Source organism: Streptomyces sp. NPDC060028, assembly GCF_042736725.1.
GTDB lineage: Bacteria > Actinomycetota > Actinomycetes > Streptomycetales > Streptomycetaceae > Streptomyces.
The window spans coordinates 233,616-239,854 of record NZ_JBHWVJ010000002.1 but is presented as its reverse complement, the minus strand read 5'-3'; the positions used below and the strand labels follow the sequence as shown (position 1 = coordinate 239,854).

5 protein-coding genes are annotated in these 6,239 nt (G+C 71.5%); 4 read left to right on the top strand and 1 reads right to left on the bottom strand.

Going from position 1 to position 6,239, the window contains the following annotated elements; genetic code table 11:
- Positions 1–161: 161 nt before the first annotated feature.
- From shc to ACFWBF_RS02190, 4 genes are read left to right on the top strand one after another with little or no spacing between them, the layout of a single operon-like run.
- Positions 162–2,240 carry a squalene--hopene cyclase gene (gene shc / locus ACFWBF_RS02205; protein WP_385593758.1) on the top strand — a complete coding sequence of 693 codons (2,079 nt, stop codon included), beginning with the start codon at positions 162–164 and terminating at the stop codon, positions 2,238–2,240.
- Positions 2,240–2,914, top strand: coding sequence for a 1-hydroxy-2-methyl-2-butenyl 4-diphosphate reductase (locus tag ACFWBF_RS02200; protein ID WP_385593755.1), 675 nt, complete (start codon positions 2,240–2,242; stop codon positions 2,912–2,914). The genes shc and ACFWBF_RS02200 overlap by 1 nt, the downstream gene beginning before the upstream one ends.
- A gap of 5 nt (positions 2,915–2,919) precedes the next feature.
- A complete protein-coding gene (gene hpnH / locus ACFWBF_RS02195; RefSeq protein WP_385593752.1) occupies positions 2,920–3,951 on the top strand; it encodes an adenosyl-hopene transferase HpnH in 1,032 nt (343 codons plus the stop codon).
- A complete protein-coding gene (locus tag ACFWBF_RS02190; RefSeq protein WP_385593749.1) occupies positions 3,948–5,363 on the top strand; it encodes an aspartate aminotransferase family protein in 1,416 nt (471 codons plus the stop codon). The genes hpnH and ACFWBF_RS02190 overlap by 4 nt, the downstream gene beginning before the upstream one ends.
- Positions 5,364–5,399: 36 nt before the next feature.
- On the opposite strand, the gene ACFWBF_RS02185 is transcribed toward ACFWBF_RS02190, so the two are convergent.
- Positions 5,400–6,206: a tyrosine-protein phosphatase gene (locus ACFWBF_RS02185; RefSeq protein ID WP_385593746.1), complete on the bottom strand. Its 807-nt coding sequence runs from the start codon at positions 6,204–6,206 to the stop codon at positions 5,400–5,402.
- Positions 6,207–6,239 lie beyond the last annotated feature (33 nt).

Here is a 6,239-nt window from a genome sequence, read left to right as displayed (position 1 = left end):
GGTGTGGGGGCTTTTTTTTTTTTTACCCAGCCGGGGTCCCCCCCCCGGGGCCTTTTTTTTTCCGGGGGGGCGGGGGGCGGGCCCCCCTTTATTGGGCCGCGGGCCCCCCCCCGACGGCAGACCCCAGGACAGCAGAGGACACTGCAGGTAAAGGGGAAGCCATGACAGCGACGACCGACGGCGGCGCGGGCGCGGGTGCCCGCGACGCCGACTCGGATGACAGCGTGGTACGGACCGCGGACGCGGCCCCGGGTCCGCCCGGCCGGGATACGGCCGGGGCGCCCCCGGCCCCCGGCCTGCTGGCGGGGGCCCGGGAGGCCACTGCCCGGGCCACCCGGCATCTGCTCGACCGGCAGGACCCGGCCGGGTGGTGGAAGGGCGACCTGGAGACCAACGTCACCATGGACGCCGAAGACCTGCTGCTGAGGCAGTTCCTCGGGATCGGGGACGAGGTCACCACACGGGCCGCCGCCCTGTTCATCCGCGGCGAGCAGCAGAGCGACGGCACCTGGGCCACCTTCCACGGCGGCCCCAGCGACCTGTCCGCCACCATCGAGGCGTACGTCGCCCTGCGCCTGGCGGGCGACGCCCCCGACGCCCCGCACATGGCCCGCGCCTCCGCCTGGATCAGGGCCCACGGGGGGATCGCCGCCGCCCGGGTGTTCACCCGGATCTGGCTGGCGCTGTTCGGCTGGTGGAGCTGGGACCACCTGCCCCAACTCCCGCCCGAGCTGGTCTTACTGCCGCCGTGGGTGCCGCTCAACATCTACGACTTCGGCTGCTGGGCCCGGCAGACCATCGTTCCGCTCACCGTGGTCTCCGCGCTGCGGCCGGTCCGCCCGGCCCCCTTCGCGCTGGACGAGCTGCACACCGACGCCCGGGTGCCGAACCCCGTCAAAGCTCTCGCCCCGATGACCAGTTGGGACGGCGCCTTCCAGCGGATGGACAAGGCCCTGCACGTGTACCGGCGCTTCGCCCCGCGCCGGCTGCGCAAGGCCGCGATGGCGACGGCGGGCCGCTGGATCGTCGAGCGGCAGGAGAACGACGGCTGCTGGGGCGGGATCCAGCCGCCCGCCGTGTACTCGATCATCGCCCTGCACCTGCTCGGCTACGACCTGAAGCACCCGGTGATGCGGGCCGGACTGGAATCCCTGGACCGGTTCGCCGTGTGGCGCTCCGACGGCGCCCGCATGATCGAGGCCTGCCAGTCCCCGGTCTGGGACACCTGCCTGGCCGCCATCGCGCTGGCCGACGCGGGGGTGCGCCCCGACCACCCGGCCCTGGTGAAGGCCGCCGACTGGATGCTCGGCGAGGAGATCGTGCGCAGCGGCGACTGGGCCGTACGCAGGCCCCGACTGGCCCCGGGGGGCTGGGCGTTCGAGTTCCACAACGACAACTACCCCGATATCGACGACACCGCCGAGGTGGTCCTCGCGCTGCGCCGGATCAAGCACCCCGAGCCGGCTCGCGTCGAGGCCGCCATCGCCCGCGGAGTGTCCTGGAACCTCGGGATGCAGTCGAAGAACGGCGCCTGGGGCGCCTTCGACGCCGACAACACCAGCCCCTTCCCGAACAAGCTGCCCTTCTGCGACTTCGGCGAGGTCATCGACCCGCCCTCCGCCGACGTCACCGCCCACGTCGTGGAGATGCTCGCCGTCGAGGGCCGGGCCGGCGATGCGCGGACCCGCCGCGGCATCGCCTGGCTGCTCGCCGAACAGGAGTCCTGGGGCGGCTGGTTCGGCCGTTGGGGCACCAACTACGTGTACGGAACCGGATCCGTGGTGCCGGCGCTCACGGCCGCGGGCATCTCTCCGGCGCATCCCGCGATCCGGCGGGCCGTGGGCTGGCTGGAGTCCGTACAGAACGAGGACGGCGGCTGGGGCGAGGACCAGCGATCGTACAAGGACCCGTCCTGGGCCGGCAGGGGCGCCTCCACCGCCTCGCAGACCGCGTGGGCGCTGATGGCCCTGCTGTCCGCGGGCGAGCGGGACGCCGCGTCCGTCGAACGGGGGATCGCCCACCTCGTCGACACGCAGCGCGAGGACGGCTCCTGGGACGAGCCGTACTTCACCGGAACCGGCTTCCCCTGGGACTTCTCCATCAACTACCACCTGTACCGGCAGGTGTTCCCGCTCACCGCGCTCGGCCGCTACCTGTACGGGGAACCGTTCGGCCCCGAAGGGTGGCACGGCGCGCACCCGGCCCGCGAGGTCGCCCCCGCCCGGGCCGAGGAGGCCTGATGAGCGCCGCCGGGAGCGGGCCCGCCGCCGCCCCGTTGCTGGTCGCCTGCGCGCTGCGCATCGAGCAGGCGGCCCTGCGCAGCGGCGCCCGCGGCGCACGCGGTGCCGCGCCGCCGGGGTACGCGGTCCTGCGCACCGGCATGGGCCCGCGCGCGGCCGAGCGGGCCGTCGGCCGGGCGCTCGGCGAGCCGGGGCTGCGCGGCGCGGCCGTCCTGGCCACGGGATTCTGCGCCGGGCTGGTGCCCGGCATGAGCCCCGGCGACCTGATCGTCGCCGAGGAGACCCGGGACCCGCGCGGCACCGTCGCCTGCGCCGGGACCGCCCTGCTCGCCGAGGCACTGGCCCGGGCGGCGCCCGGCCGGACCGTGCACGTCGGCGCACTGACCGGATCCGACCATGTCGTACGGGGCCAGGAGCGCGCGCAGCTGCGTGCCACCGGCGCCATCGGGGTCGACATGGAGTCCGCGGCCACCCTCTGGACCGCGACCCGCGGCAGCGCCACAGCAGGCGCGGGCCGTCCGGTTGCGGCCGTCCGGGTGATCGTGGACGCTCCGGAGCATGAGCTCGTCCGTATCGGCACGGTTCGCGGTGGAATATCGGCCTTCCGCGTACTGCGCGCCGTACTGCCCGCGTTTCATGACTGGCACCGTTCTTTGCTGCTCCCCAGGAGGTGAGCCAGATGGCCATGCCGCTGCGCCAGACCATCAGGGTCGGGACCTATCTTCTCGAACAGAAGCTCCGCAAGCGTGAGAAGTTCCCGCTGATCGTCGAGCTGGAACCGCTCTACGCCTGCAACCTGGCCTGTGAGGGGTGTGGAAAGATCCAGCACCCGGCCGGGGTGCTCAAGCAGCGCATGCCGGTGGCCCAGGCGGTCGGCGCCGTGCTGGAGTCCGGTGCGCCGATGGTGTCCATCGCGGGCGGCGAGCCCTTGATGCACCCGCAGATCCACGAGATCGTGCGCCAGTTGGTGGCCAAACGGAAGTATGTCTTCCTTTGCACCAATGCCATGCTGCTCCGCAAGAAGATCGAGAACTTCACCCCGTCCCCCTATTTCGCTTTCGCCGTGCACATCGACGGTCTGCGCGAACGCCACGACGAGTCCGTGGCCAAGGAGGGCGTGTTCGACGAGGCGGTCGCGGCCATCAAGGAGGCGAAGAAGCGCGGGTTCCGGGTGACCACGAACTCCACCTTCTTCAACACCGACACCCCGCAGACCATCATCGAGGTGCTCAACTACCTCAATGACGACCTCCAGGTGGACGAGATGATGATCTCGCCGGCCTACGCGTACGAAAAGGCACCCGACCAGGAGCACTTCCTCGGCGTCGAACAGACCCGCGAACTCTTCAGGAAGGCTTTCGCGGGCGGCAACCGGCGGCGCTGGCGGCTCAACCACTCCCCGCTCTTCCTGGACTTCCTGGAAGGCAAGGTGGATTTCCCCTGCACCGCCTGGGCCATTCCGAATTACTCCCTCTTCGGCTGGCAGCGCCCCTGCTATCTGATGAGCGACGGGTACGTGCCCACGTACCGGGAACTGATCCACGACACCGACTGGAGCAAGTACGGCCGCGGAAAGGACCCGCGCTGCGCGAACTGCATGGCGCACTGCGGCTACGAGCCGACCGCCGTCCTGGCCACCATGGGCTCGCTCAAGGAGTCCCTGCGCGCGGCCCGGGAGACGATCGGCGGCAACCGGGGCACCTCGGCATGAGCACGGGCCACGCGGGGGAGGGCGGCCGGGGCAAGGGCTTCGACCTCGGCGCCCTGTTGGCCGAGCGCGGCGGGGAGCGCTACGAGCTGCACGCCCGCCACCTCAACCACCAGCTGCCCCGGATGCTGCGCACCATCGGCTTCGACAAGGTCTACGAGCGGGCCGAGGGCGCCCACTTCTGGGACGCCGAGGGCAACGACTACCTCGACATGCTGGCCGGCTTCGGGGTGATGGGCCTGGGCCGGCACCACCCGGTGGTCCGCCGCGCCCTGCACGACGTCCTGGACGCCCAGCTCGCCGACCTGACCCGCTTCGACTGCCAGCCGCTGCCCGGGCTGCTGGCCGAGAAGCTGCTCTCGTACAGTCCGCACCTGGACCGGGTCTTCTTCGGCAACAGCGGTACCGAGGCGGTGGAGACGGCCCTGAAGTTCGCCCGGTACGCCACCGGGCGGCCCAGGATCCTCTACTGCGACCACGCCTTCCACGGGCTCACCACGGGCTCGCTCTCGGTCAACGGGGAGGGCGGCTTCCGGGACGGCTTCGCGCCGCTGCTGCCCGACACGAAGATCGCGCTCGGCGATCTGGCCGCCCTGGAGCGGGAGCTGAAGCGCGGTGACGTGGCCGCCTTCGTCGTCGAGCCGATCCAGGGCAAGGGCGTGATCTCCGCCCCGCCCGACTTCCTGCTCGCCGCGCAGGAACTGCTGCACCGGCGGGGTGCGCTGCTGATCGCGGACGAGGTGCAGACCGGCCTCGGACGTACCGGCGACTTCTACGCGTACCAGCACGAGCCGGGTGTGGAGCCGGACCTGGTGTGCGTGGCCAAGGCGCTGTCGGGCGGCTACGTGCCGGTCGGCGCGACCCTGGGCAAGGACTGGATCTTCAAGAAGGTCTACTCGTCCATGGACCGGGTGCTCGTGCACTCCGCCAGCTTCGGCTCCAACGCGCAGGCGATGGCGGCCGGTCTGGCGGTGCTCTGCGTCATGGAGGACGAGGCGGTGGTGGCGAACGCCCGGGCCGTGGGCGACCTGCTGCGCGGGCGGCTCGCGGCACTGGTGGACGAGTACGAGCTGCTGCACGAGGTGCGGGGACGCGGTCTGATGATCGGGATCGAGTTCGGGCGTCCGTCCTCGCTGGGGCTGCGCAGCCGGTGGACGATGCTGCAGGCGGCCCGCAAGGGGCTGTTCGCGCAGATGGTCGTCGTACCGCTGCTCCAGAAGCACCGGATCCTCACACAGGTCTCCGGTGACCACCTGGAAGTGATCAAGCTCATCCCGCCGCTGATCGTGGACGAGGCGGACGTCGACCGGTTCGTGGGCGCCTTCCGGGACGTCATGGACGAGGCGCACGGCGGTGGCGGGCTGATGTGGGACTTCGGCAAGACGCTGGTGAAGCAGGCGGTCGGCAACCGCTGACCGCCCGCTCCGTCCGTCCGGCCACCTGGGTCGACCTCAGTCGAGCAGGCGGTCCCGGAGCCGGTCGAGGGTCTCGGGCGTGAGCCCGAGGCCCTCGGCGAGGTAGCGGTCCAGACCGCCCCAGTGGCCGTCGATGGTCTCGAAGGCCGCCGTCAGGTACTCGGCGCGGGCGTCGAAGAGCGGCGCGAGCAGTTCCATCACCTCGGGGGAGCGGGCCTCGGCGGACCGACTGCCGCGGCGGACCCGGTAGCGGTTGTGCGGGGCGTTCGACTCCAGGTAGTCCGCCACGACCGCCTCGCGCTCGACGCCCAGCGCGAGCAGGGTGACGGCGATCGACAGGCCGGCCCGGTCCTTGCCGGCGGCGCAGTGCATGAGGGCCGGGACGCTGTCCTCGGCGAGGGCGTGGACCACCCGGCCGTGCTCGGCGGTGCGGTTCTTGATCATCCCGCGGTACGAGTTCGCCATCCGCGCGGCGCCCTTGCCGTCGCCCAGGACCGTGCGGAGCTGTTCGAGGCCGCCCTCGCGGACCATCTTCCAGAATTCCGTGCCGTCCGCCGGGTCCGAGAGCGGAATGTTGACATTGCGCACGCCGGGCAGTTCCACGTCCTGCCCCTCCAGCGCGTGGTCGGCGCCGTTGCGGAAGTCGAAGATGGTGTGCAGTCCAAGAGCGGCGAGGAATTCTGCATCGGTTTCGGTGGCATGGGCGAGATGTCCGCTACGGAACAGTCGTCCCGTCTTGACCCTTCGGCCGTCGGCGGTCGGCAGCCCGCCCACGTCACGGAAGTTGCGTACTCCGGCCAGCCTCGGCTCCGTGGACGGGCTCTGGGGTATCTGCTGGGTCACGGCGGCTCCTCTGCCTGGTCGTGGGGATGTCCG